At 48.5% G+C, this 23,731-nt stretch carries 19 protein-coding genes; 10 read left to right on the forward strand and 9 right to left on the reverse strand.

Annotated elements, in window-relative coordinates:
* The first annotated feature begins 83 nt into the window (after positions 1–83).
* From DU002_RS12080 to DU002_RS12090, 3 genes are all read left to right on the forward strand, one after another.
* A complete protein-coding gene (locus DU002_RS12080; protein ID WP_114338654.1) occupies positions 84–584 on the forward strand; it encodes a glycine cleavage system protein R in 501 nt (166 codons plus the stop codon).
* Between the two features lie 113 nt (positions 585–697).
* Positions 698–2,770 (forward strand): polyphosphate kinase 1, encoded by a 2,073-nt coding sequence (gene ppk1, locus DU002_RS12085; RefSeq protein WP_114338655.1) that lies wholly within the window; start codon positions 698–700, stop codon positions 2,768–2,770.
* A gap of 76 nt (positions 2,771–2,846) precedes the next feature.
* Positions 2,847–3,308 carry an NUDIX hydrolase gene (locus tag DU002_RS12090; protein ID WP_114338656.1) on the forward strand — a complete coding sequence of 154 codons (462 nt, stop codon included), beginning with the start codon at positions 2,847–2,849 and terminating at the stop codon, positions 3,306–3,308.
* A 3-nt stretch (positions 3,309–3,311) separates the two neighbouring features.
* Here the strand turns inward: DU002_RS12090 and mgtE are convergent, their stop codons facing one another.
* From mgtE to DU002_RS12125, 7 genes are all read right to left on the reverse strand, one after another.
* A complete protein-coding gene (mgtE, locus tag DU002_RS12095; protein ID WP_114338657.1) occupies positions 3,312–4,679 on the reverse strand; it encodes a magnesium transporter in 1,368 nt (455 codons plus the stop codon).
* Between the two features lie 264 nt (positions 4,680–4,943).
* Positions 4,944–5,915 carry a PstS family phosphate ABC transporter substrate-binding protein gene (locus DU002_RS12100; protein ID WP_114338658.1) on the reverse strand — a complete coding sequence of 324 codons (972 nt, stop codon included), beginning with the start codon at positions 5,913–5,915 and terminating at the stop codon, positions 4,944–4,946.
* Positions 5,916–6,018: 103 nt separating this feature from the next.
* Positions 6,019–7,347, reverse strand: a complete 1,329-nt coding sequence (phoR, locus tag DU002_RS12105; RefSeq protein ID WP_114338659.1) for a phosphate regulon sensor histidine kinase PhoR — start codon at positions 7,345–7,347, stop codon at positions 6,019–6,021.
* Positions 7,348–7,360: 13 nt separating this feature from the next.
* Complete coding sequence (phoB, locus tag DU002_RS12110) at positions 7,361–8,050, reverse strand: phosphate regulon transcriptional regulator PhoB (protein ID WP_114338660.1); 690 nt, start codon at positions 8,048–8,050, stop codon at positions 7,361–7,363.
* A gap of 185 nt (positions 8,051–8,235) precedes the next feature.
* Positions 8,236–8,460, reverse strand: a complete 225-nt coding sequence (locus DU002_RS12115) for a hypothetical protein (protein WP_114338661.1) — start codon at positions 8,458–8,460, stop codon at positions 8,236–8,238.
* Between the two features lie 3 nt (positions 8,461–8,463).
* A complete protein-coding gene (locus tag DU002_RS12120; RefSeq protein ID WP_114338662.1) occupies positions 8,464–9,468 on the reverse strand; it encodes a porin in 1,005 nt (334 codons plus the stop codon).
* A 165-nt stretch (positions 9,469–9,633) separates the two neighbouring features.
* Positions 9,634–10,668, reverse strand: coding sequence for a porin (locus DU002_RS12125; RefSeq protein ID WP_114338663.1), 1,035 nt, complete (start codon positions 10,666–10,668; stop codon positions 9,634–9,636).
* 471 nt (positions 10,669–11,139) lie between these two features.
* Here DU002_RS12125 and DU002_RS12130 point away from each other — a divergent pair, with 471 nt between their 5' ends.
* The 4 genes from DU002_RS12130 to rdgC all read left to right on the forward strand — a co-directional run bounded on the left by DU002_RS12130 (position 11,140) and on the right by rdgC (position 15,583).
* Positions 11,140–12,834: a sensor histidine kinase gene (locus DU002_RS12130; protein WP_114338664.1), complete on the forward strand. Its 1,695-nt coding sequence runs from the start codon at positions 11,140–11,142 to the stop codon at positions 12,832–12,834.
* Between the two features lie 428 nt (positions 12,835–13,262).
* The gene (locus DU002_RS12135; RefSeq protein WP_199405233.1) at positions 13,263–13,901 is read left to right on the forward strand and encodes an outer membrane lipoprotein; all 639 of its coding nucleotides are present in this window, start codon (positions 13,263–13,265) and stop codon (positions 13,899–13,901) included.
* 50 nt (positions 13,902–13,951) lie between these two features.
* Complete coding sequence (locus DU002_RS12140) at positions 13,952–14,590, forward strand: MBL fold metallo-hydrolase (protein WP_114338665.1); 639 nt, start codon at positions 13,952–13,954, stop codon at positions 14,588–14,590.
* Between the two features lie 75 nt (positions 14,591–14,665).
* Complete coding sequence (gene rdgC / locus DU002_RS12145; protein ID WP_114338666.1) at positions 14,666–15,583, forward strand: recombination-associated protein RdgC; 918 nt, start codon at positions 14,666–14,668, stop codon at positions 15,581–15,583.
* Between the two features lie 73 nt (positions 15,584–15,656).
* On the opposite strand, the gene DU002_RS12150 is transcribed toward rdgC, so the two are convergent.
* Complete coding sequence (locus DU002_RS12150; protein ID WP_114338667.1) at positions 15,657–16,502, reverse strand: HDOD domain-containing protein; 846 nt, start codon at positions 16,500–16,502, stop codon at positions 15,657–15,659.
* Positions 16,503–16,556: 54 nt separating this feature from the next.
* Positions 16,557–17,402 (reverse strand): HDOD domain-containing protein, encoded by an 846-nt coding sequence (locus tag DU002_RS12155; protein WP_114338668.1) that lies wholly within the window; start codon positions 17,400–17,402, stop codon positions 16,557–16,559.
* Between the two features lie 199 nt (positions 17,403–17,601).
* Between DU002_RS12155 and trhP the strand changes: the two genes are divergently transcribed.
* The 3 genes from trhP to DU002_RS12170 all read left to right on the forward strand — a co-directional run bounded on the left by trhP (position 17,602) and on the right by DU002_RS12170 (position 23,731).
* Complete coding sequence (trhP, locus tag DU002_RS12160; protein WP_114338669.1) at positions 17,602–19,014, forward strand: prephenate-dependent tRNA uridine(34) hydroxylase TrhP; 1,413 nt, start codon at positions 17,602–17,604, stop codon at positions 19,012–19,014.
* A gap of 307 nt (positions 19,015–19,321) precedes the next feature.
* A complete protein-coding gene (locus DU002_RS12165; RefSeq protein WP_158538045.1) occupies positions 19,322–20,548 on the forward strand; it encodes an efflux RND transporter periplasmic adaptor subunit in 1,227 nt (408 codons plus the stop codon).
* A 9-nt stretch (positions 20,549–20,557) separates the two neighbouring features.
* Positions 20,558–23,731 (forward strand): efflux RND transporter permease subunit, encoded by a 3,174-nt coding sequence (locus DU002_RS12170; RefSeq protein ID WP_114338671.1) that lies wholly within the window; start codon positions 20,558–20,560, stop codon positions 23,729–23,731.

Consider the following 23,731-nt stretch of genomic DNA (forward strand, 5'->3'; position numbering starts at 1 on the left):
ACAAAGGAACAGACAAAGCCTTGCTGGACACCTCGCCTGTCTAAATCAATAATGAATGTTCAATATGTAAAAGAGATGACAAGATGAAACAACTGGTAATCACCCTGCTCGGCGTCGACCGCCCTGGAATTGTGGATAAGGTGTCAGACTTGGTTTTGCACCACGGTGGCAACTGGCAAGCCAGTAGTATGCGGCACTTGGCAGGCTTGTTTGCTGGGATCCTCGAAGTCACTATCGCCGATGACCAGGTCGATGCGCTGAAAAGCGAATTATCTAAACTGACGTCATTGCAAGTACAGGTCGCAGATGGCATCACCACAGAGAAACAAGAAAAGCGCATTCAGGTGATGGTGACCGCCAACGATCGCCCCGGCATCGTGCAGGATATCTCTAAAACCGTCAGCGGCTTGGGAGCCAACGTCTTAGTCTTAGAAACACGTTACGAGAGCGCGCCAAACTGGGGGCAACCACTGTTTAAGGCTGACACATTAGTCAGTTTGCCAGCAGGACTTGATGAAGAACAACTTACTGATGCATTAGAGGCGATCGCCGATGATCTGATGGTTGATATAGAAAGCTCTTAAGCAAACAGGATCTATATTTAGAGTAACTGGGTGGCTGTCATAAATATGTCATAGCTCTCAAAGATCATGGCGCGGTAGCAACGGTATCCGTGCGGAAATAACTAGGAGTAACAATGAGCATCGATCATTTGTACGTCGAGAAAGAACTTAGCTGGTTAAGCTTCAACGAGCGGGTTCTGCAGGAAGCGGCGGATAAGTCGGTGCCGATTGTCGAGAGAGTGCGCTTTCTCGGCATTTTTTCAAATAATCTGGATGAATTTTTCCGCGTCAGGGTGGCCGATGTAAAACGCCGCCTGCTGATCAGTAAAGTCAGTAAAGGCGACGCCAACCCAACCCAACACCTGCTCACCAAGATCCAAACCAAAGTGCTCAAATTGCAGGAGGATTTTGATCTCATCTATACCGATGTGATTAAAGGGCTGGCGCGACATAATATTTTTCTGATCAATGAAGACCAACTGAGTGAACAACAGGGTCTTTGGCTGAAACAGTACTTTCGCGACAAGTTACTCCGTTATATCGCCCCCATTATTGTTGACCGTCGTACTGACTTGGCAAAGATCCTGAAAGATGATTTGACCTATCTGATCGCCGAGATGCGCAGCCCCGAGCAAGTAAAATACGCTGTGATCGAAATCCCTACCGATGACGCCCCGCGGTTTGTGCAGATGCCACGAGAAAAAGGCAAAAAGCGCAAAAACGTCATTTTGTTAGATAACATCATCCGCTATTGCCTAGACCAGATATTTGCACCGTTTTTCCAGTACGAAACCTGCCACGCCTACTCGATGAAGATGACCCGAGATGCCGAGTATGGTCTGTCAGATGATATCGACCAATCTTTAATGGAGCAGATGTCTGAAGGCTTAAAGCAGCGTCTTACCGCTGAGCCAGTGCGCTTTGTCCATGACCGAGAGATGCCGGAATCGATGGTTGAACTGATTAAGTTTAAGCTCGGTATCTCCAACTTTGACTCAGTAATCCCCGGAGGTCGCTACCACAACTTCCGCGACTTCATTGGCTTTCCAAACATTGGCCGTAGTTATCTGGAACACCAGAAACTCCCGGCCGTTAACAGCCATGACTTTGACAGCCACATCACCGCTTTTGACGCCATCAAAGCAAAGGATATCCTACTCTATTATCCATACCACAAGTTCCGTTATGTCACCGAATTTCTGCGCCAGGCAGCAATCGACCCTGCGGTACGAGACATCAAGCTAAGTGTCTATCGTTTAGCCAAGCGCAGCCGTATCGTTAAGTCACTGATCGATGCAGCTGAAAATGGCAAAAAGGTCACGGTGATAGTTGAGCTCAAAGCGCGATTTGATGAAGAAGCCAATATTGAATGGGCCAAGGCGCTAACCGAGGCAGGGGTTAAAGTGGACTTTGGTGTGCCATCACTGAAGTGCCACTCAAAGCTCTGTTTGGTTACCCGTAAAGAGGGTGACAAGCTGATGCGCTACGCCCATATTGGCACCGGCAACTTCCATGAAAAAACCGCAAAAATTTATACTGATTTCAGTCTGTTCACCTGCAACGAAGAGATCACCGAAGAAGTAAGAAGCGTCTTTGAATTTATCATTCATAGCTATAAACGATTCAATTTCAAGCATTTGGTGGTTTCCCCTACGGACAGCCGGAGCCGTATCTATCGCGCCATAGACCGCGAGATCTCCTCGGCATCCAGAGGCTTAAAAGCGAGCATCTTCCTGAAAATTAATAATGTTGATGATAAAGGGATCATTGACCGCCTGTATAAAGCCAGTAGCGCAGGTGTCAAAGTCAGAATGATTGTGCGTGGCATGTGTGCGCTGATCCCAGGGATCCCTAACCTGAGCGAAAATATCGAGGTTATCTCAATAGTCGATCGCTTTTTGGAACATCCTCGGGTGGCCGTATTTGAAAATGAAGGCGAACCGGCCGTTTGGATCTCTTCTGCTGACTGGATGACACGAAATATTGATCGCCGAGTAGAAGTGGGATGTCCAATTTATGACCCAGCATTGAAGCAACAGATCATCGATATTTTAAATATCCAATGGTCAGATACCACCAAAGCCAGGATCATTGATAAAGAGCAATCGAACCAATACAAGCCGCGGGGTAACCGCCGCAAGATCCGTTCACAAATAGCCACCTACGAATATTTGAAGGCGGTCGAACAAAATAAAGCAGGTGCTTAAATAAACTTGCCTTATGGCCGGGGGTAGATAATGCTAGCAAGAACAGGCTAGCCTGAGACAGCTAACGGTACGCGGTATGAAATATACAAAGCAGCCCAAAGATTCTCGCTCCCCCCTGGTTGATGTTCAGTTCGGCGTCGTACCTTTCGTTTTCGATCGTAATGAGTTGAAAGTTGTGCTCATTACCAGCCGCAGTAATAAAAAAAAATGGCTCTTTCCCAAAGGCCATGACGAACCCCACCTGAGTCATAAAGAGGTTGCCCGTACCGAAGCCTATGAAGAGGCCGGCCTACTTGGCATCGTCGGGGCTAAGCGTCATGCAAAAAGCTTTTCACGGCTCACGGGTGGCAGGCAAAGACAGTTACAGTTCTATCCCATGGAAGTGACCATGTTACTGCGCAGCTGGCCAGAACAAGCGCAACGCCAGCGTTGCATTGTCTCTATTCCAAAAGCATTGCAACTTGTGCAGTGTCGCCACCTCAAACAAATATTGCTGCGGATGGTCAACCAACTCCACACACAGGAGCAAGCCAGCTAGTTATCAATGAACCAATATGATGGTTGCCAAGCCTAGGAAGGTAAAAAATCCACCCACATCGGTCAACGTGGTCACCAAAACTCCACCAGCTAACGCTGGATCAATTTTGAAGCGCTGCAACAGCATCGGCGTTAGCACTCCAGCTACTGCGGCAATAAATAGGTTCACCACCAACGCCATCGCGATCACCCAGCTCAGAGCGGCATGTTCAAACCAGAACCAGGCGATGACTCCGACCAAGACAGAGAACAGTACGCCATTCAGCAGCCCCGCCCTCACCTCGCGGGAAAACAGCCAGCCGATATTACCGCGATTGATCTGCCCCAGTACTTGGGCGCGGATCATTATGGCCAATGACTGATTACCTGCTATCCCTCCCATGCTGGCAACAATGGGTTGCAGTACCGCTAGGGCGACAAACTGTTCTATCGTCGCTTCAAATAGACCGATCACCGCCGCTGCCATAAATGCCGCCACCAGATTGATCGACAGCCAAACGGCTCGGCGGCGCTGAGTCTTCATCACTGGCGCAAAGGTATCCTGCTCCGCGTCCATGCCAGCGCGTTCCATAATATGGTTCTCTGCCTCGTCACGATACAGATCAACAATATCATCGACCGTGATCCGACCAAGCAAGCAGCCGTCACCATCCACCACGGGAGCAGATACCAGATCCCGCTTTTCGAACAGCAATGCCACTTTCATGCTTGCCATGTCGACATTAATAGAGACCGGCTCCTCATCCATTAGAGCTTTTATTTCGGTACTGGGATCTGCGGTTAATAGGGAGTTTACGGAGACGCTGCCAAGCAGCCTATCATCTGTATTAACCACCAGCAGGCTATCGAATATCTGTGGTAGAGCTGGCAGCTGGCGGAAGTAACGCAATGCGGTTTTTACCGTGACATGGGGGCGAACTGACACGGTATCCGTGTTCATTAAACCACCCGCCACATCATCACTGTATCCAAGGACTCGCTCAACGCGTTGGCGATCCTGCGCGCGCATGGAGTGCAGTACCTGAGCCGTTAATGTAGCGGGCAGTTGTTGCAGGATATCAGCGATATCGTCGGTATCGAGATCGGCGGTTACTTCTGCCAACTCCTTCGGTGCCATGTTTTCCAAAAAGTCGCCGGCAACATCTTCAGCCAGCTCAGACAACACTTCACCACGATGCTTTTCTTTAAGCAACTTCCAGATCACCTGGCGCTCTTGCGGTGTACTGGCTTCGATCAGATCCGCAATATCAGCAGGGGGCAGGCTAAAATTGAGCAGGTAGCGCACGTTACTCAGTGAACCGCTATCAAGCCCCGCTTCGACAATACCCACGTCACGGGCGATTTGGGCTTCTCTGGTCACCTTGTCGCTCATAATACTCCTCCCCTTACCGCGCTAACTAGTCGACTCGCATCCAATGGCTAAACACACTGGCCACAACTCAGTTAATAGAAGACCACTATTCGCAGCGGAGGTTGCATCAACCGCCGCAAAATATCTCAGGCACTGTTACCTGTGCTTTAACAATAAGATACAGCCACGCTAACCGTGAAATTAATGACCAACTTGTGACGCTGGTAGGGCAAATAAAAAACCCCGGCCGAAGCCAGGGTTTGTTTGCAAAGCAGTGGTAAGCGATTACAGATCGATGCCCAGTGCTTTCAGGTCGGCCATCACAACCTTGTTAGGCAGTGGGATATAACCATCTTTCTCTACGATTTCCTGACCCGTCTGTGACAGAACCATCTTCAAGAACTCACGCTCCATTGGAGGCAAAGGCTGATTCGGGTGCTTGTTCACGTACACATAAAGGTAGCGAGACAGTGGGTACTTACCATTCGCTGCATTAGCGATGTCGGCAGGAATGAAGTTAACGCCATCCTTAGACAGTGGCACTGCACGTACACCAGAAGTCATGTAACCGATACCTGAGTAACCTACCGCGTTCAATGAAGCGGAAATAGACTGAACAACAGACGCTGAACCAGGCTGCTCATTCACAGAGTTACGGAAGTCACCTTTACACAGGGCTTTTTTCTTGAAGTAACCGTATGTACCAGACACTGAGTTACGACCATATAACTGAACATCTTTCTTGCTCCAGTCACCAGTCAGGCCCAAGTCGCCCCAAGAGTTAACGTCAGTGACTTCGCCACACTTACGCGTGCTAGAGAAGATGGCATCAACCTGTTGGATAGTCAGCCCTTTGATAGGGTTGTCTTTGTGTACGAAAACAGCCAAAGCATCGATAGCAACACGAACAGCCGTTGGCTTGTAGCCATGACGTTTTTCAAATGCCGCGATCTCTTTGTCTTTCATCTTACGGCTCATTGGGCCGAAGCTTGAAGTGCCTTCAGTCAGTGCAGGTGGCGCAGTAGAAGAACCCGCCGCCTGGATCTGAATGTTTACGTTTGGATAATCGCGCTTAAACTCTTCAGCCCAAAAGGTCATCATATTGGCCAGCGTATCTGAGCCGACTGTTGACAAGTTGCCAGAGATACCAGAAGTCTTCTGATACTTAGGCAGTTCGGCGTCTAGTGCAGCCACGTTTGCAGAAAATGCGGTTGCTACCGTCAAACCGATAGCGCCAACCAGATGTTTCAGTTTCATTGTGTACTCCGTTTATGGGTCGTCCCAAGCTCTAATCGCGCTCAAGTATCTGGCGCTCTGATGACAACTCTATGACTGCAAGGTTACGCTTTTATGACAGGCACTAACTTTCGTTAGCTTGTTCGGAAATACGTCGGCTATCGAGCAGGTGAGCAGGGATCTCAAAGCTAAAACAGCTGCCTTTACCCACGGTTGAACGGATTTTCAATTCGCTTTGATGGTTACCAAGTGCATGTTTAACAATGGAAAGTCCTAAGCCTGAGCCACCAGTATCGCGCGATCTGGCTTTATCGACACGGTAAAAACGCTCAGTGAGTCGCAATAAATGCTCAGGTTCGATGCCATCGCCGTCGTCTTTAACTGAAAACAGTGCGCCGGCTGCCACCTTTTTCCATACCACCTCTATATGCCTACCAGCCGGGGTATATTTAACGGCATTGAAGATCAAGTTGGAAAAGGCACTGCGCATCTGCCTCGGCTCACCAAACATATCAATGCCCGGCGTTACATCAAAAGTCACCTGCAACTGTTTGTCGCGATATACAGCGTCGACCTCCTGCTCAACAATAGCGAGCAATTGGCTAACGTCGATACGCTGACTGCCCTTTGACTGCCGGGCAGACTCTAAACTTGAAAGCTCTGTTAATTGTGACACCAAACTGTCCATCCGGTCTGTTTGAGAGACCAACATACGATGCACCTGCTGCCACATCGCAGGATCCATCTGCGATGGGTCTGACAACATCTCCAAATAACCTTTAACCACGGTCAGCGGTGTGCGCAGTTCGTGGGAAACATTAGCCACAAAATCCCGCCGCATATTTTCCAAGCGCACCAACAAAGTAATATCGCGGATCACTAACAGCCGTTGATGATCACCGTAGGGCATCAAGCGCATCTCTAATTGCCGCTGGGTATCAATGGGGGATGTGAGAATAAGCGGTTCTTTGTCATTTCTTGCCCGAATAAAATGACCAAACTCTGGTGACCGTACCAGGTTATCGATCCGCTGCCCGCGATCTTCCGGCCAACGCAAGCCAAGTAGCTCATGGGCCTGAGTATTAGACCATAGGATCACATGATGTTGGCCAATCAGCATAACCGCATCTGGCAACGCCTCGGCACCTTCACGAAAGCGGCGAACTAACTCGCCCAATTGGCTGCGGCGCTGTTGATTGCGCATCTGCAGTTTATAGATACCATCAAACACTGGACGCCAACTACCAGAGCCTTCGGGAGGGGCAAAACGACGGCTTTGCCAGAGGTAATGGCGTAAACGATTAAGATTAAGGTAGTGCCAAACAAGTAACGCAATCGAAGCAACGAGCAACAGCTCGATAAGTAGGCCGGTGAGCAAGCCCAGTAAAATAACCCCAGCGTAAAAAAGTGACAGCGTGCTTATCAGGCGCGCTGCTTTATAGCGATTATCCATTCAGCCATTACAACTAAATACGGGTGGAGAAACGGTAGCCAGCTCCACGAACAGTTTGGATAAGCTTATCATGTCCGGACAACTCGATCGCTTTTCGTAAACGCCTAATATGAACATCAACGGTGCGGTCTTCAACATAAATATTCGTTCCCCAGACATTATCTAATAGCTGCTCCCGGCTATAGACTCGCTCTGGATGGGTCATAAAGAAGTGCAACAGCTTAAATTCTGTCGGTCCCATATCCAAGCTATCATCATCAACCGTGACACGATGACTGACCGGATCCAAACGCAATCCATGTACTTCAATCACATCATCTAAGCTGGTGGGGTTAACGCGGCGAATAACCGCCTTGATGCGCGCCATTAACTCTTTCGGCGAAAAGGGCTTAGTGACAAAATCATCGGCCCCCACTTCTAAGCCGCGCACTTTATCTTCCTCTTCACCACGAGCGGTAAGCATGATGATCGGGATCTGGCGGGTAATATCGTCACGTTTAAGCTGCTTGGCAAGCTGAATGCCACTGCCACCAGGCAACATCCAGTCAAGGAGGATGAGATCAGGATAGGGTTCGGTTAAACGTGAAAGTGCTGAATCGAAATCTTCTGCTTCCACCACCTGGTAGCCATGCTGATCCAATACGAAAGACAACATCTCACGAATAGGTGCTTCATCTTCTACCACCAGAATGCGCCTTGCCATTAACCTTCCTCTCTTGTCCACTGAGCGTTTCAAGTTCATCCCTGCACGCCAGCTATTTCATTAACACCCTACTCAAAACGTAGAGGTGTCGCTCTAATGAAAGATTATCAGGCTAATAGATTTCACTTTTATGACAAATGTTAATAAGTCACAAAACTAACGGTGACGCAGTAGATAAATTGCTGTTAGCTGCCTAATTCGGCAATCAAAGCTGCCAGCGCGGCAGTAATAAGTCCTGCCGCCGCGCCTGCCGATAAGCTACTCCCCTTGTTTTCGCGGGGAGGTTCATCGCTCTTTTTCGCCACCAAATCAGGATCGGCACCGGATTGCCCAGTAGACGATACCGTTGGCCAACGCACCAGATGAGACTTTACCAACTCATCGAGAATGCCGTGAAGGGCAACAGCCATGGATTAAAATTTATGGATCATTCCCAAAGCAAGGTAGCTGGCATCGTCATTCTGCACGGCCGTGTCACGGTAGCTGCTCTCTGGTTTTTCATTAATGGTGTACCAAAGATACGCTGACGTTGTCTTATTGAAACTATAGTCAACGCCTATACTACTGCCGCTTTGGAAGCCTAGTTTATTACCGTCTTCATCTTTTCGCTTGGTGTAGCCAATTTTATAAAGATCGGAGGCCATATACTGAGCCTTAAACGTCCAAGCTTCCATCAAATAAGCAACATTGACCATATAACCTGATTCATCATCATTGCTCTCACTGTCTTCGGTGTTTTGCCACATTGCACCAAATTGCCAATCACCCAGTGCAGCGCGCCCTACCAGCACAGTATTGCTATAACCGGCAACCCCATCCTCATAGGCAACAGCCCCCCACAGCGGCTGCTTTTTAAGCGATTTATCGCCATAGAACAGCGCGAGGTTATAACCTTCATCACCGTCCTCTTTGTCTTTCTGCTTGCTGTTGTCGCCCATAATAACGGTGGCACCCAACTGCAGCTGATTCCAAATCGGAGATTTCCAGGTGATGTTGTCACCTAACCGGTTATCACCGGCAAACAGGTACTTGATATCACCTTCAACATCGCCGAACTGATCGGCACCGTTGTTGGCTTCTTTGAAAATGGTGTTGCGACGCCCAATCATCACGTCACCCGCCGGCGTCGACAAGCCGACGTACTGATCCCGTGAATCCAACGCGTCACCCTCGTCATCATCAATATTGACCTGGAATTCAAGCTTATAGAAAACACCCCAGCCATCAGCCAGTTCACTGTCGCCCTTAAGGCCAAAACGAGAAGCATAACTGGCGACTTCAGAGTAACTACCACGGGCGGTGGTGCCATCATCGCTCTGTTGCACCGCTAAATTTAACTTACCGTAAAGCGTTGGTGCCGCTTGGCTGATTGGTGTCGCAGCCAAAAGTAGCAGCGCAGGTAACAGGCGTATGGCCATGGGAACTCCCTCATCAAATCAAATAACAATATTTCGAGGGATAGTAACAAAAACGTCACATTGCCAATTGACCTGTAACAGTTTCCAGAGGGAGTCAGCTTTTGGAATGCAAAAACGGGAGCCAATGGCTCCCGTTTCTTTCTTTAAATCCGTCTAAAGCAGGATTTAGAATTTGTGCTCAAGGCCGATGCCGAAGTAAGACTCGTCATCTTCCATATCGCCGCCAGCATTTTCATACTCGGCGTCATCCCAATCACGCATCGTGTAGTAAGCGTATACTTTGGTTGGTTTGCCCAGCTTATAGTCAGCGCCGACACTGATAGCAGAAGCGTCGTTGCCTTCTGAGTATTTACCCGCGCCGTCAGCATCTTCCATCGTCTGGTATTGCGCTTTCAGTGTCCAAGCATCGATGGTGTAAGCAGCGCTCAGCATGAAGCCGGTCTGGTCTTCGCCGTTACCACCCCAATCTTTATCTTGCTCTTGGTTTTGCACAATAAAGCCTAACTTCAAGTCTTCCCACTTGTAGCCAACGGTTGCACGGATGATGTCCCAGCCGCCATCGACTTGAGAGTCCATTGCCAAACCAGCATACAGGTCAGATTTTTTCAGCTTCTTATCGCCATACGTGATAGCAGAAGAGAAACCAAAGTTAGTGTCGCCGTTATCATCTTCCTGAGCACTGTTGTCTTCAGAAACAACGGTGAAACCTAACTGAAAATCATTAAACTTAGGTGTCTTATAGGAGATTGTGTCGCCTTCACGGTTTTCACCTTGGAACAAGGTTTTAATATCACCTTCAAGGTCACCGAAAACATCCACTTTGCCCTGCGACTGCTTGAGCATGGTGTCGTTACGGCCAATCACAGCTTCACCGAAGAAACCTTTCAAGCCAACGTACTGGTTACGTGACTTAAGGTTGTCATCACTACTATTACCTGCGTTGTCGTCTGTCAGGTTAATTTGGAATTCGTACTTATAGATGGCCTGCAGGTCATCCATCAACTCAACGCCGCCCTTGATACCAAAACGTGATGCGTTGCTCTTAACTTCCATTTCAGAACCGTCAGTGCCTTTATCGTCTGCAGCTTGAATGGAAACGTTAGCTTTACCATAAACAGTGACCGGAGCAACCGCGAATGCCGGAGCGGCAAACGCCATGGTCAAAGAAGCGGCAACAACAGTTTTCGCGAAGTGCTTCATCGTAACTATCCCTTATAAAAAATTTGTTGGTTTCTCAAATTCCGAAAGCTCTTATCAAAGCCTTGGCTTCGGATGCGACAGAGTTTGTCAGGCAATTGTGACAGTTTGATGTCAGTCGTCACCATTTTGTTAAAACTAGTCAAGACAAATTAACGCGGTATAAATAAATTCATTTTTATGACTAATATCAAAACATTACTTTTATTGAATGCTGAATTGGGCAGGATAATTCTGTCGCCATCGGAGCAATAAATGACGGCTTGTTGCAAATTGAGAATAGTCACACGAGCAATAGCGCTGATAGGGGAACCGTTAGGCTGTATTGTCCTCGTTCGGGATAAAAGGCTGCAAGGGTTTGATCAACTAGCTGTTTTTAACATTCTTCCCTTGGCGAAACAGAGAATATTATCCACAATTGATTAAATAAGATACGAGGACTCGTTTTCATTACTTTGGGCGATGGATGTAGCCATGCAGATCAACAGTCTTTCCCGAAAACTTCTGCACCAAGTGCTTTCGATCTACTTCGTGTTAACTTTCTTGGTGACCTGCGGCCAGGTCGCCGTTGAATACTTCAATACCAAATCCTATATCACGGGCGAGCTGGAAACGATCCAAAAAACCTTTAGCGCCAGTTTGACCCGGGCGATCTGGGAACTGAACGTACAGCAAGCTCGCACTATCGCAGAGGGCCTTGTTGCTATGCCAATGATCGAAGGCGTCGTGATAAGAGACGAAAGCGGAAAAGCGATGATTGAGATCGGCAGGCAACTAACAGCAAACGCGTTACCGCTCGCCGAACAACTGACTGCACCACAATTACAACAAGGCAGCCATGGGCTATTTGGCTTTACTTTCCCCCTTGTTTTTGAATTTTCAGGCCGTGCCACCCTGCTCGGGGATGTCACCATATACTCCAGCCGAGATGTGGTGATAGATCGAATTAAGGTCAGCCTTATCTTTCTGGTCGGCAACGCCCTGATAAAAACCCTTTTCTTAATATTCCTTGTCATGATGGTGTTTAATCGTCTTTTGACTCAACCTCTCTCCGAGCTGACTCAACAGATCAGCGATTTGGACTTAGAAGATATTGGTGCCGCTAAAGTAAAACTCAGTGGTGATGAAAAAAATGAACTGACCCTGTTAGAGGGCAGTTTCAATCAGATGATTGACCAACTTGCGGAATACAAAGAAGGGCTGGATTCGACGCAGAAAGAGCTGATCGACGCCAACCGGCAATTAGATGAACAAAATCTAAGATTGGAACAAGATGTTGCCAAAAAAACCTCCACACTAAGCCGCACTTTAGTTGAAGTCGACCGGCAAAAAAGTGAATTGGAACAGCATCAAGCTGCGCTGAAGCTGCAACAAGAGGAGCTGGCCGTTTCATTACAAGAGCTAAAAGCAACCCAGGCCCAGCTGGTTGAATCAGAAAAAATGGCATCATTGGGTGGGTTAGTGGCAGGAGTCGCACACGAAATTAACACCCCTATTGGAGTGGGAGTTACCGCAGCATCCTACCTAGACGACAGAGTTAAAGAGCTACAACAGCGTTTTAGCGACAAAACCTTAACACAAAGCAATCTAGCCGAATTTTTGACCGACGCTCAGCAAAGCACGCAGCTGCTCTCAACCAATCTCAACCGCGCAGCAGAACTGATCGCCAGCTTTAAACAGGTGGCTGTCGACCAAACCAGCGAGCTGATCCGGGATCTCAATCTAAAAAGCTATATCAACGAGGTCATAAAGTCACTGCAGCCCAAACTGAAACGGCAAGCGCCCCGTTTTCATATCAATTGTCCAGAAACCCTTGTGCTTCATTGCCGCGCGGGTGCGCTGTCACAGGTATTTACCAACCTCATCATGAATACTCTGATCCATGGATTCAATGACACTGGCAGCGGTGATATTTTTATCGATATCGCCATGGTCGATGGGCAGGTACAAATTATCTATCGCGATTCAGGTACTGGCGTAGATCAGGAAAGCCTTCGCAAGCTATTCGATCCTTTCTTTACTACGCGCCGAGGACACGGCGGCAGTGGTTTGGGCACCCATATTCTTTATAACCTTATTACGCAATCGCTAAAAGGAAGCGTTCAGGCCACCAGCCCTCAGGGTGAGGGGCTAAGCTATACCATCACCCTCCCTATCAGCAGTGAATAGCACGCCTTTTTGATAATCAGCGAGCTACCCGCTGTGGTGAACGATTTTGATAGGTATACGGGAAAGGAGGCTCGATTGGATTATGCGTCATATAAGTAGGTCTGCTAGCTATATCCAGCGACATCACAATTCAATGAGGTACGCCGATACGCACGCGGAATAAACAAGTGGGCTAACAAACAGCTATTTTTGCCCCACCCCTCAAACTGAGTCGTTTCACCTTGATGTAACGAACGAACAGTTTAAACACCACTTTAATACATGACGAGTTCCAACTGGCGCGGCAGGCAGTTCAAGCAACCGAAATGATGTAGGTAAAGACACTGTTCAATTAGCAAAATAGACAACTAATGTAACAGTTTGTAGCTAGCACAGAGGCTTGCAATCGGTCACACTAGATTTAGATAGATTTATTCAGGAGAACGCTGATGCGTAAAATTCTCATTGTTGGTATGGCCACCTTGGTCACTTTCTTAGCGGGGTGTGCACCAAGCTCACAAACCGGTACCAGTTACAACCGAGAAGAAGCACGAAAAGTGCAACAGGTTCGCGTTGGTCAAGTCCTCGATGTTCAGGTGGTGAATATTGAAGGTACTAAATCAGGTGCAGGTGGCTTAGCCGGTGCTGCCGTAGGTGGTATCGCAGGTTCATCAGTTGGCGGTGGCAAAGGCAGCGATATCGCTGCTGTCGTCGGGGCAGTCGTTGGCGCAACCGTTGGCGCAATGGCGGAGGAATCATTAACCGCCAAGCAGGGTCATGAATACACCATACGTTTAGAGAGTGGCGATATTATCTCTGTGGTACAGGCATTTGACCCTGAAAAACCTGACGCTGTGGCATCCGGCGATTGGGTAAAGATATTGCAACAAGGCAGCTCTACCCGCGTCAATAAACTCGAGAACTACAGCAACTTCAAAGCCGACGGTTCGGGTGGCGGAGGCACCGCAGGCGGTTCAACCGGCGGGGGCACACCAACAACAGGTGACGATGCTGGGGGTGGCGATATCGGCGGCTCAAATCAAGATGCTAATAGCAGCACCACAGAGAAAGCATCAAACAACGGTTAAGCAAATTTGTTATCATGCGGCAGCATTGACTGCCGCATGAGAAACCAATAATGGCTCTAAAATACAAAACCATTCCTGTCACCCAATTTGCCCAAAACTGCACGCTACTCTGGTGCACCGATACCATGCAAGCAGCCCTCATTGACCCCGGTGGCGATGTACATCGTCTGTTAGAAGCAGTTAAAAACGAACATCTGACACTAAGCAAGGTATTGCTGACGCATGCCCATATCGATCATATTGGTGGCACTGCAACATTGACTCAAACCAGCGGTCTTCCCATTGAAGGCCCCCACCTGGATGACAAATTCTGGATCGATTCACTACCGCAACAAAGTCAGATGTTTGGCTTTGCCAAGGTTGATACATTCGAGCCCAATAGATGGTTGGACGATGGCGACACCGTCACCGTCGGCAATGAAACCTTAAAAGTCCTACATTGCCCAGGGCATACACCGGGACATATCGTTTTTTACCATGAGCCTAGCGCCACCGCTTGGGTCGGTGATGTGTTGTTTCGTGGCAGCATTGGCAGAACTGATTTTCCGAAAGGGGATCTTCCGACCCTCCTCGCCTCAATTAAGCAAAAGCTGTTGCCCTTGGGTGATGATATCCGTTTTGTTCCCGGTCATGGGCCTGAATCAACCTTTGGCGAAGAACGCCGGACAAATCAATTTGTGCGAGGCTGAGCCTTGCTGAACTGGCATTGCTGTGGCTCAATAAGCCCCGTTTTTTAATACAAGCCTTTCTGAATTGGAATAACTATGTGGTTTAAAAACCTGCGTATATATCGATTCAGCCGCCCTTGCGAGCTGAATGAAGAATCACTGGAAAAAGCCCTGGCCGAATTTGCCTTCACTCCATGTGGCAGCCAGGACCGGCAACAGTTAGGCTGGGTTGCGCCTTTAGGCCGTCACGGTCACACCCTATTGCACGCTGCCAGCGGTAACCTGTTGCTATGTATGCGCAGGGAAGAACGCGTACTGCCGTCTGCGGTCGTCAAAGAAGCACTGGATAGCAAAGTCGCCGAGATAGAGGAAGCACAAGGACGCCCAGTCCCACGCAAAGAGCAGCAGACACTCAAAGAAGAGATTGAGATGCAACTGCTGCCCCGCGCCTTTACTCGGAGTCAAAAGACGTTTGCCTATGTCTCACCGCAAGAGAATCTACTGATTGTCGACGCCTCCAGTGCCGGTAAAGCCGATGAACTGGTATCGCTTCTGCGTAAGACGGTCGGCTCATTGCCCGTCGTCCCTCTAGCCAGCAACACCAATCCCGCCGCCTGCATGACAGATTGGGTGAAAAATGGCCCGATGCCAACAGGCTTTAGCCTGCTTGAAGAAGCAGAGCTAAGAGATACCCAGGAAGATGGCGGGGTTATCCGCTGTAAGCAACAAGATCTAACCAGCGACGAGATATTCGCTCATCTCGAAGCGGGCAAGATGGTCACTAAGTTAGCTGTCGATTGGCGCGAACGCCTGACTTGCCTGCTAGAGCAAGAGTTAGTGATAAAACGACTCAAGTTCAATGACCTATTGCGAGAAGAGAGCGGCAACAGCGACGATGTAGATGCTGCAGCTAAATTTGATGCCGACTTCTTATTAATGTGTGGGGAACTGGCAAACTTTATTCCTGAGTTGCTGGAAGCACTGGGTGGCGAACAAAGCGACGACACCGAATAGTCATAACGCCCTGCGTTAGACAATAAAAAACGCGCTGAACAGCGCGTTTTTTTATTGTCACCAAGAACAGTAGTTAAGCGCTGAACGCTTCCTGTGTTTCAGCAAAACGCTCTTTAAACTCGTCAGTATCAAATAGCTCCAGCGATTCGATCACCCCTTTTTCCAAATAGGGCTGTAACAAATCGGCCTGCGCTTTACCCTGCCCTAACAAGCCAGCATAAACTGCGCCTATACGGATAAAGTCTATATAATCAACGCTCTTCGGCTCGTAATCATCCGCATTCCATTTGGCGATAGCGATGGCGAATGACTTATCAAAGTCCCACTTCTTAATGATGGCGACACCGATGTGCTTAGTTAACTTACGGATCGCCTGATCGAGAAAACCACGGTTCGCTAAATCGGAAGCGTTTTTCTCCGCTTCCGCCAAGATAGGCAAAATACCAATATTGTGGACAAGCCCCATCAGACAGAGAGTATCGCTCTCCAATGCCGTGCCCGGGTGCTTAAGCTTATAAGCGGCAAAGATAGCACCAGCGGCACTGGCGACATCAACCGAGTCACACCAAGCGCGATCAAAGTAATCAAACACCACGTCGTTCTGACAAATAAACATCTGCTTCATCGCCATCGATGTTGCAGTATTCTTCACCTGCTCCAAACCAATGCGATTCACCGCAGCATTTAGATTCGTTACTTTCACCGCTCGAGCATAAAACGCACTGTTAGCAATACGGATCATGCTCGCAGTTAACGCTGGGTCTTTAGCGATCTCATCTGTAATGCTGTGTAAGCTCGCTTCAGGGTTATCAACCGCATCACGCACGCGCAACGCGATCTCTGGTAGCGTCGGTAGCACCAGTGCGTCAGTTTTAATCTGCTCAAGCAGGTTGTCTAACAAAGTATTTTCGGACGACATATATAGTTCTCGAAATTCAGAAACTTAGCTAAGGAATGAAGATATACCTTAGTACTATTCAAAAGCTGTTTTTATTTCACGGAAACGGGTCATGAACATCTCATGTTCAAACGGCGACTCACCCTCTTGGAAAATCCCTTTTTCAGCCGTCAGTTGCAGAATATTCTCCACTAACTTCTCATCCTTCGAAACCTTGGCATAGATTGCACCAACCCGCACGAAATCCAAATAGGAAATAGCGGTTGGCTGAACAGACATATCACGCCAATCACGTACTAACTGAGCAAACTCTTCACCAAAGCCCCATTTTTTCATGATAGCGCCACCAATTCTGGCACCGAATCGAGCAATAGCACGATCTAAGAAGGTAGGATTAGCAAAAACGTCATCATGACGCTGCGCTTCAGCTAAGATCGGCAACACCCCGATATTATGAATGAGTCCCATCAGCGTCAGAGTATCAGCCGACACAGTGCTACTACGATGGTCTTCACGATAGTTCGCAAACACCGCCGTTGAAGCCGCAGCGACATCGACAGCTTGATGCCACGCTCGCTCAATATAAATACGAACAATGTCATTTTTGCAGACAAACAACTGTTCCAGCGCCATGGCAATGGCAATGTTCTTAATCGCCCGCATGCCTATGCGATGCAGAGCCGCATTCAACGTCGACACATTAGCCGCTCGCGCATAATGTGCGGTGTTAGCAATACGGATAAGGCGTAAACTTAGCGCAGGATCTTTACTCACCACATCGACTATCTGAGCCAATGTACTGTCAGGGTCATCAACAGCATCACGCACCTGAATAGCCACTTCAGGCAATGAAGGTAACACCAATTCGTCATTTTCCAGCTGGGCTTCCAATATGTGAAACAGGGCTTCTTCTGCGGACATTCAAAGGTTCTCTATTCTTATTGAAACTGTTAGCCAAAGCTGATTTTGGCGCATGTTAACACAGCGATGACATCTGGGTTCGGGAGCTAATTCACAGGATATGAAGGTGGTGATTATTTAACCAGCCGAGTTGCTGAAAATGCGCCTTAGGTGTAGAATTCGCCGCCCTAAACCGGTCATCACACGAGTTATTGCGCCCATGTTCGTTCCAGAATTACTCTCCCCCGCAGGCAGCCTTAAAAACATGCGCTACGCCTTCGCCTATGGTGCAGATGCGGTTTATGCAGGGCAACCCAGATATAGCTTGCGAGTTCGCAACAACGAGTTCGATCTTCCAACTCTGAAGCAAGGGATCGATGAAGCGCACGCGCTTGGCAAGAAGCTCTATGTTGTGTGCAATATCTCTCCCCATAACAGTAAGCTGAAGACCTTCATTAAAGATGTCGGCGAAGTCGTCGCACTAAAGCCTGATGCACTGATCATGTCAGATCCAGGCTTGATCATGATGGTGCGGGAGAACTTTCCCGACATGCCGATCCACTTGTCGGTGCAAGCCAATGCGGTGAACTATGCCACCGTTAAATTCTGGCAAAGCCAAGGGATTGAGCGCGTCATTCTGTCCCGTGAACTCTCCCTCGATGAGATCGAAGAGATCCGCCAACATGTGCCAGAGATGGAGTTAGAAGTCTTTGTTCATGGCGCACTATGTATGGCTTATTCTGGCCGCTGTCTGTTGTCTGGTTACATCAACAAACGGGATCCCAATCAAGGTACCTGTACCAACGCCTGTCGCTGGAAATACGATGCCCACGAAGCGAAGGAAACAGAAACCGGTGATGTTGTCGCCGTAGATCCAAAAGAAGCACAACGTCAGCAAGAGGCTATTGCAGTGCAGGAAATCACCGCACAGCAAGCTGACGCAACATTAGGTGAAGGCCCAGCCAGCAGCGAAATATTCCTGCTACAAGAAGAGATGCGTCCAGGCGAATATATGCCAGCGTTTGAAGATGAGCATGGCACCTACATCATGAACTCGAAAGATCTTCGTGCCATTGAGCATGTCGAACGACTAACCAAGATGGGTGTACATTCGCTAAAAATCGAAGGACGTACCAAAAGCTTCTATTATGTTGCCCGTACTGCTCAGCTCTATCGTAAGGCAATCGACGACGCTGTTGCTGGCAAGCCGTTCGATCCCAATCTGATGACGAGTCTGGAACATCTGGCTCACCGCGGCTATACACCAGGCTTTCTTCAACGTCATCGCCACGGTGCAACGCAGAACTACGAGTACGGTCATTCAGTCAGTACAACTCAACAGTTTGTTGGTGAGATAACCGGCCGCGACGCAGAAACAGGCTTAGTCGAAGTCGAAGTCAAAAATAAGTTTGAGATCGGCCATAGCATAGAGCTGATGACACCTGAGGGTAACCTGACCTTCACACTGGAAGAGATGCAAAATGCGAAAGGTGAGGCGATGAGCGTTGCACCTGGCTCAGGATATACCGTCTACCTGCCGATCCCCGAAGAGATAGATGTTAGCTTCGGGATCCTGATGCGCAACTTGCAAGAGAGCGAAAACACCCGCCAACCTTTCGCTCAGGCAACTTAATACGGCAACAAGAACACTTGCAGCACTTAAATCAGCAAGCGCGCTAAATAGTTAGCGCGCTAACAACCGCACTCCTATTCTTATTCATATCAAGCTAGTAGCCAATACTCTCAGCAGCGGTTTCTCAGCACTCTCCACACCGTACTCACTTTTCTTTGCCTTATATTGCTCCGCCAAGTCCCTTACCTAGCGACTCTAAATTACTTATTTGTTTTAAAAATCAACAATATTTAGAGAAATACAGAAAAATTGTTCTAACCTTATATTTACGAACATTTGTGTAGGCATTAGCACAAGGAAAGAGGTCGTGGCTAGAAAACTCAAAAACAGGAATTGTCTCAGTCAGCGGTGGTGTTATTTCATTGCTTTTTTTGGCTTAGGAAGCTTGCTACAGGGCTGTAGCGATAACGCTCCACGACCAGCCCCATCTCCCCATGAAGTCAAAGTTATCAGTGTCACCACCAAGACCGTACCATTCAAGATCCCCCGCCTAGCACAGATAGAAAGTTCGAGGGAAGTCGCCGTTGTGGCACGGGTATCAGGCTTTCTCGATAAGATAAATTATGACGAGGGAACACTCATAAAAGAGGGTGACGTCATGTTCGAAATGGACAAACGCCCTTTCATTAGCCTGCTGAATGCCGCTAAAGGTGAGCTAGAGGCGGCCAAAGCCAGACTCTGGACAGCTGAAGCCAATTTGAAACGGATCCAGCCACTGGCAGAAGCCGATGCCATGAGCCAGAGTGACCTAGATACAGCGATTGGCGAACAGCAAGCCGCAAAAGCTGCCGTGTTTGCCGCCAAAGCTAACGTCACTAGCGCAGATTTAGATTTGAGCTATGCCACCATCAAAGCACCGGCAACCGGACTGACTGGCGCAGCCGAACAAAGAGAAGGGGCATATCTAAGTTCTGTCAGCGAGTCAGCAAACCTCTCCTACGTGGCACAACTAGATCCTATCTGGGTTAACTTTGCCATCTCTCAAAACGAGATGGAAGACTACCAAAGACAACAAGATGAAGGCCTCATCACCACCCCAACCGGTAAGAAATTCAGCTTCGAAATCGTCATGGCTGATGGTTCAATTTTCCCTCACACTGGTTACCTAGATTTTGCCTCGCCAATTTACGACTCAAAGACCGGTACCGTTGAAGTGAGAGCGGTCGTTCCCAATCCTGACTTTCATTTACGTCCCGGAATGTTCGTTTCGGCAAATCTACTCGGTGCCATACGTCCTAACGCTATCGTCGTACCACAACAAGCTGTACAGCAAAGCGCTAAGGGACAAGCCGTTTTATTGGTCAATGATCAAAGTTTGGTCGAGGAGCGACCTATTACCACAGGTGAATGGGTAGGTGATGGTTGGATCGTAGAGAACGGCCTCAACGAAGGTGACAGTCTTATCGTTGATGGTTTTAAAGCTATTCGTCCCGGGATGCCAGTCAAAGCTCTCCACTACATCCCCAAAGCCAAATCGGGTGATGCAAAGAGCAAGACAGGTAGTCCAAAAGCGGATTCAGCGGCCGGTAAATAGGGAGTCACCATGGGACCAAGTTTTTTTATTGACCGCCCTATTTTTTCAGCGGTCATCTCAATTGTTATTGTGCTTGCGGGGGCGATGGCGATGACAGCCACGCCGATCGCACAGTTCCCCGATATTGCGCCGCCAACAGTAACCATATCAACAAACTACCCAGGGGCGACCGCGGAAGTGGTGGCCAATACGGTAGCGGCACCGATTGAACAACAGGTCAACGGTGTCGATGACATGATCTATATGGTCTCCAGTAGTTCATCCTCTGGTGATATGTCGCTAATCGTCACATTTGAGCCTGGCACGGATCCAGATATTGCCCAGGTAAACACTCAAAACCGAGTGAGCCAAGCCCTGCCGCAGCTGCCCGCTTCCGTCAGTGCCCAAGGGGTTACCACGCAAAAAGTCTCGCAATCTTTCATGATGGTGATCAGCTTTACCAGTGAGAATGAAGAGATCACCAAAGTAGATTTGGACAACTACGTGAATCTCTACGTTTGGGATGCCGTCAAGCGCTTGCCAGGGGCTAACTTATCGACAGTATTTCCTCTGCCAGATGTGGCTATGCGTATCTGGCTCAAACCCGACCGGATGGCACAGATGGGTATTACGGTACCCGAAGTTGTTGATGCTATCAGCGGCCAGAACCAAACTTTTGGTATAGGCCAATTGGGAGCCAACCCCGCTCCGGAAGGAACAATACAAAACTTCCCGATCACCAGTCAGGGGATGCTGGTAAAACCCAGCGAATTTGACAACATCAATATCCGCTCGGGCGATGAAGAGAATGCCGCAATAGTCCGAATTCGCGATGTAGGTAAAAGCGAACTGGGCTCAAAAAGCTATTCACTGACCACGAAAACCAATGGCATCACGTCGTCGTCTCTTGTTGTCTATCAACAACCTGGCGCCAATGCCCTCGAGACATCTGCGCGGGTAAAAGAGGTTCTCGCGCAGCTGGAGCCAACTTTCCCCAAAGGCGTAAAATACGAGATTGTTTTAGACACGACTGAATTTACTAAATCATCCATTGAAAAAGTCGTTCATACCTTTTTCGAAGCCGTTGTACTCGTTGTACTAGTGGTATTCCTGTTCCTGCAAAGCTTGCGGGCAACGATTGTGCCTGTCATCGCTGTGCCTGTAGCAATTATTGGTGCTTATATAGGTATTTACGGGTTGGATTTCTCCACCAATATGCTGACCCTGTTTGGCATGATCTTGGCTATCGGCTTAGTCGTGGATGACGCTATTATTGTGGTCGAAGCGGTCGAACATAAGATGGAAACCAAAGGCTTAGGACCAAAAGAGGCCGCCAAAGAGGCGATGCAAGAACTTACCGGTGCACTTGTCTCTATTGTACTTGTACTCTCCTCTGTGTTCCTGCCGATTGCATTTTTGGGCGGCATGACGGGTACCCTGTATAAACAGTTTGCCATCACCATAGCCATCGCCATGGTGATATCCGGGATTGTCGCCTTAACCCTATCACCAGCGCTCAGCGCCATCATTCTCCGACCACCGGATAAAGACAAAAAGAAAAATGCATTTTTTGTCGGCTTCGAAAAATACTTCGGAAAATTCACTGATATCTACATCCTTGGCGTCAGGTGGTTGATCAATCATCGGATCATAGGCATCGCTATATTTTTTGGGGTTATTTTCGCCGTCGTGGCATTGTTTAGAATATTACCCACGAGCTTTGTTCCTGAAGAAGATCAGGGCTATCTGTTTGGGGTCAGTATGCAACCCGATGCAGCAAGTCTTGAACGAACCACAAAAGTGAATGACGACATTGTTGAGCGGACAATGAAGGATCCCGCTCTCAAAGCGATCGCACAGCTCAATGGCTACAGCATTATTGACTCCCAATACCGTACAAATAGTGGCGTACTATTTTTGCAATTAAAGAATTTCGAGGAGCGCAAAGAGCCTGGCATGAGCTCTTTTGATGTCCTCAATCGAAGTCGCAAAAATTTAGCGGGTATTGATGATGGTATAGGCGTATTGGTCAACCCACCTTCCCTTCCGGGCTTAGGCACTACCGGTGGTTTTGAGCTCTATATTCAGGACAAAAGTGGCAGTACGCCAAAAGCGTTAGAAAAGGTTGTTCAAGAGTATTTAACTGCATTGCGAAAACGTCCGGAACTGGCGGGTATGAACACCTCATTCTCAGCAACAGAGCGTCAACTTTACCTTGATGTCGATCGTGCCAGAGCAGAGCTGATGAAGCTGCCAATAGAAGATATCTACCAGACGCTTAACACCTACTTTGGCTCCCAATATGTCTCTCAGTTCACCCAATTTGGGCGGATCTGGCAGGTCATTATTCAGGCCGAAGGGAAATATAGAGATGATCCCAGCGACTTCTCCAATATCTATGTGCAATCAACGACCGGTGTCCAGATACCATTATCAGCGGTTGCCACCCATCGCTTTATTTCAGGCCCCAACATGTTGCCCAGGTTTAACGGTTTCCCCTCAGCAAAAATTACCGGCGCGCAAAGCCCGGGTTATAGCTCTGGTCAAGCAATCGCGGCAATGGAAAGCGTTGCCGCCGAAGTATTGCCATCGGGCTATGACTACGCGTGGTCAGGACAAGCGTTCCAGGAAAAACAAGCAGGCAACACCGCCATTATTGCTTTTGCCTTTGGCCTCATCATGGTGTTCCTCATCTTGGCAGCACAATATGAGATGTGGACCCTGCCCATTGGGGTAATGCTGGCGGTTCCCTTTGCCATCTGTGGAGCACTGCTGTTGACATGGGGCAGAGGGCTGGAAAATGACGTCTATTTTCAGGTCGGGCTAGTGACATTAGTCGGGCTCTCAGCGAAAAATGCCATCTTGATCACTGAGTTTGCTTTAGACAATTACCGTTCAGGCATGGATCTAGTTGAAGCCGCCGTTGAGGGCGCACGCGCACGACTCAGACCAATCATCATGACTTCATTGGCGTTTATTCTTGGCTGCGTACCTATGGCCATTGCGACTGGCCCAGGGGCGAATAGCCTGCACGCTATCGGTACCGGGGTGATTGGCGGAATGCTCGCTTCTACACTGATTTCATCCTTCTTCGTGCCTCTGTTCTTCGTGCTGATCGAAACCATGAGTCATAAATTCTCGAAGAGCTCAGAAGAGCATGATGCGCCAGAAGAGCTGACCCCCAGTCAACAGGAGGGGAGTTAA

The organism is Corallincola holothuriorum, from assembly GCF_003336225.1.
Classification (GTDB): domain Bacteria; phylum Pseudomonadota; class Gammaproteobacteria; order Enterobacterales; family Neiellaceae; genus Corallincola; species Corallincola holothuriorum.

What these genes read in the sequence shown, in the direction of transcription:
- DU002_RS12080 (WP_114338654.1), top strand. Translation starts at nt 84, where the DNA reads ATGAAACAACTGGTAATCACCCTGCTCGGCGTCGACCGCCCTGGAATT.
- ppk1 (WP_114338655.1), top strand. Translation starts at nt 698, where the DNA reads ATGAGCATCGATCATTTGTACGTCGAGAAAGAACTTAGCTGGTTAAGC.
- DU002_RS12090 (WP_114338656.1), top strand. Translation starts at nt 2,847, where the DNA reads ATGAAATATACAAAGCAGCCCAAAGATTCTCGCTCCCCCCTGGTTGAT.
- mgtE (WP_114338657.1), bottom strand. Translation starts at nt 4,679, where the DNA reads ATGAGCGACAAGGTGACCAGAGAAGCCCAAATCGCCCGTGACGTGGGT.
- DU002_RS12100 (WP_114338658.1), bottom strand. Translation starts at nt 5,915, where the DNA reads ATGAAACTGAAACATCTGGTTGGCGCTATCGGTTTGACGGTAGCAACC.
- phoR (WP_114338659.1), bottom strand. Translation starts at nt 7,347, where the DNA reads ATGGATAATCGCTATAAAGCAGCGCGCCTGATAAGCACGCTGTCACTT.
- phoB (WP_114338660.1), bottom strand. Translation starts at nt 8,050, where the DNA reads ATGGCAAGGCGCATTCTGGTGGTAGAAGATGAAGCACCTATTCGTGAG.
- DU002_RS12115 (WP_114338661.1), bottom strand. Translation starts at nt 8,460, where the DNA reads ATGGCTGTTGCCCTTCACGGCATTCTCGATGAGTTGGTAAAGTCTCAT.
- DU002_RS12120 (WP_114338662.1), bottom strand. Translation starts at nt 9,468, where the DNA reads ATGGCCATACGCCTGTTACCTGCGCTGCTACTTTTGGCTGCGACACCA.
- DU002_RS12125 (WP_114338663.1), bottom strand. Translation starts at nt 10,668, where the DNA reads ATGAAGCACTTCGCGAAAACTGTTGTTGCCGCTTCTTTGACCATGGCG.
- DU002_RS12130 (WP_114338664.1), top strand. Translation starts at nt 11,140, where the DNA reads ATGCAGATCAACAGTCTTTCCCGAAAACTTCTGCACCAAGTGCTTTCG.
- DU002_RS12135 (WP_199405233.1), top strand. Translation starts at nt 13,263, where the DNA reads ATGCGTAAAATTCTCATTGTTGGTATGGCCACCTTGGTCACTTTCTTA.
- DU002_RS12140 (WP_114338665.1), top strand. Translation starts at nt 13,952, where the DNA reads ATGGCTCTAAAATACAAAACCATTCCTGTCACCCAATTTGCCCAAAAC.
- rdgC (WP_114338666.1), top strand. Translation starts at nt 14,666, where the DNA reads ATGTGGTTTAAAAACCTGCGTATATATCGATTCAGCCGCCCTTGCGAG.
- DU002_RS12150 (WP_114338667.1), bottom strand. Translation starts at nt 16,502, where the DNA reads ATGTCGTCCGAAAATACTTTGTTAGACAACCTGCTTGAGCAGATTAAA.
- DU002_RS12155 (WP_114338668.1), bottom strand. Translation starts at nt 17,402, where the DNA reads ATGTCCGCAGAAGAAGCCCTGTTTCACATATTGGAAGCCCAGCTGGAA.
- trhP (WP_114338669.1), top strand. Translation starts at nt 17,602, where the DNA reads ATGTTCGTTCCAGAATTACTCTCCCCCGCAGGCAGCCTTAAAAACATG.
- DU002_RS12170 (WP_114338671.1), top strand. Translation starts at nt 20,558, where the DNA reads ATGGGACCAAGTTTTTTTATTGACCGCCCTATTTTTTCAGCGGTCATC.